Origin of the sequence: Candidatus Pelagibacter communis (assembly GCF_001179985.1) — a bacterium.
Lineage (GTDB): Bacteria > Pseudomonadota > Alphaproteobacteria > Pelagibacterales > Pelagibacteraceae > Pelagibacter > Pelagibacter ubique_J.
The window spans coordinates 1-1502 of the sequence record NZ_CVSI01000042.1 but is presented as its reverse complement, the minus strand read 5'-3'; the positions used below and the strand labels follow the sequence as shown (position 1 = coordinate 1502).

The following is a 1502-nucleotide window of genomic DNA, read 5'->3' as shown; positions in this document are numbered from 1 at the left end:
TACCAAAAAATAGCAACTACAATAATAATCATTCAAATTTTATACAAAGCACAAGTGGAGCTAACGCTTTGCAAGTAAATAATGAGGAAATAAAAGAAACTGAAAATGATCTTATAAATTCTATGGTTGAAGAGAATATGGTATTAAATAATTTGGAACCAGAAGAGTTAAGTGAGGAAACAGAGAGCAGTAAATCTATAAATAGAGAGGAAATACCACTTAATCTAGAGGAGAATATTAAGAATAATCAAAACAAAACTAGTAATAATATTACAAACGGACTTGAAAATTTTGAGTTAGGTGAGGAAAGCCCACAACTTTTTAATAATGACACTGAAATAGCAAATGAAGTTAAAGAACAAATCCTCGATTCAGAATCTGAAGAAGATGAATTAGAGATTCCCGCATTTTTACGAAGACAAAAAAATTAATGGTCTTTGAAAAAATAAATGAGTGCCACCATTCTACCGGAAAAGAGTTTACATTATCCGGTACTACTTAAAGAAGTATTAAGTATTATTTCCCCTCAAAATGGTGGCACTTTTATTGATTGTACCTTTGGGCAAGGCGGGTATACAAAAAAAATACTAGAATTTCCTAATACTAAAGTTATTGCTTTAGATAGAGATATAAAATCAAAAAATGTCGCGAAGAAATTCAAAAATAAATTTAAAGATAGATTTGAATTTTTTAACAAAAAATTTAGTGAAATAGACACTATTCCAACCAAAGGAAAAATAAGTGGTATAATTTTTGACCTTGGCTTTTCATATGATCAAATAAAAGATTCATCAAAAGGGTTATCATTTAATTTTAGTGGAAAATTAAACATGAAAATGGGTCACAATAAATTTTCAGCACATGATATAATTAAAAATTTATCGGCCAATGACTTAGATAAAATATTTAAATATTTTGGGGAGGAAAAAGATTCAAAACTTATATCAAGAAATATAGTTAAACAAAGAAAATATAAGGAAATTCTTACAGAGGATCTTGTTAATATGGTTAATTCAATTAAAAAAAATTTTACGAGAAAAAATAAATCAACTAAAGTTTTTCAAGCACTTAGAATTTTAGTAAATAATGAAATAAGTGAGCTAATATTAGGATTGTCTAAATCATGTAATCTTATTAAAGAAAATGGTATAATTGCAACAGTAACGTTTCATTCTATTGAGGACAGAATTTGTAAATTTTTTTTTAATAACATTTCTAAAATTGAAAAAGGTTCTAGGTATTTACCAATTTACATTAAAGAAGATATTTCCTTTAATTTAATTAATAAAAAACCAATAACACCGTCACTAATAGAAATTGAAGAAAATCCACCTTCTAGATCAGCTAAATTAAGAGCTGTTAAAAGAATAAGTAATAGAAATGTAAAAACCAATTTTATATTTGAAAAATTTAATTATCTTTTAGAAATTGAAAAGTTGATCTCTAAAATATGAAAAATTATTTTATTATCTTTTTTATTTTAATTTTAATTGTACTCACCT

Annotated in this window: 1 protein-coding gene and 1 pseudogene; both read left to right on the top strand. The window is 25.4% G+C overall.

Features of this window, described 5'->3' with window-relative positions:
- Positions 1-431 (top strand): annotated as a pseudogene (locus tag AMN80_RS05535) (hypothetical protein); the annotation flags it as partial.
- Between the two features lie 18 nt (positions 432-449).
- Positions 450-1454 (top strand): 16S rRNA (cytosine(1402)-N(4))-methyltransferase RsmH, encoded by a 1005-nt coding sequence (gene rsmH, locus AMN80_RS02115; protein ID WP_075520362.1) that lies wholly within the window; start codon positions 450-452, stop codon positions 1452-1454.
- Positions 1455-1502: the final 48 nt, after the last annotated feature.

Excerpts from the sequence above, each read along its gene's own strand:
- rsmH (WP_075520362.1), top strand. The coding sequence starts at position 450 with ATGAGTGCCACCATTCTACCGGAAAAGAGTTTACATTATCCGGTACTA.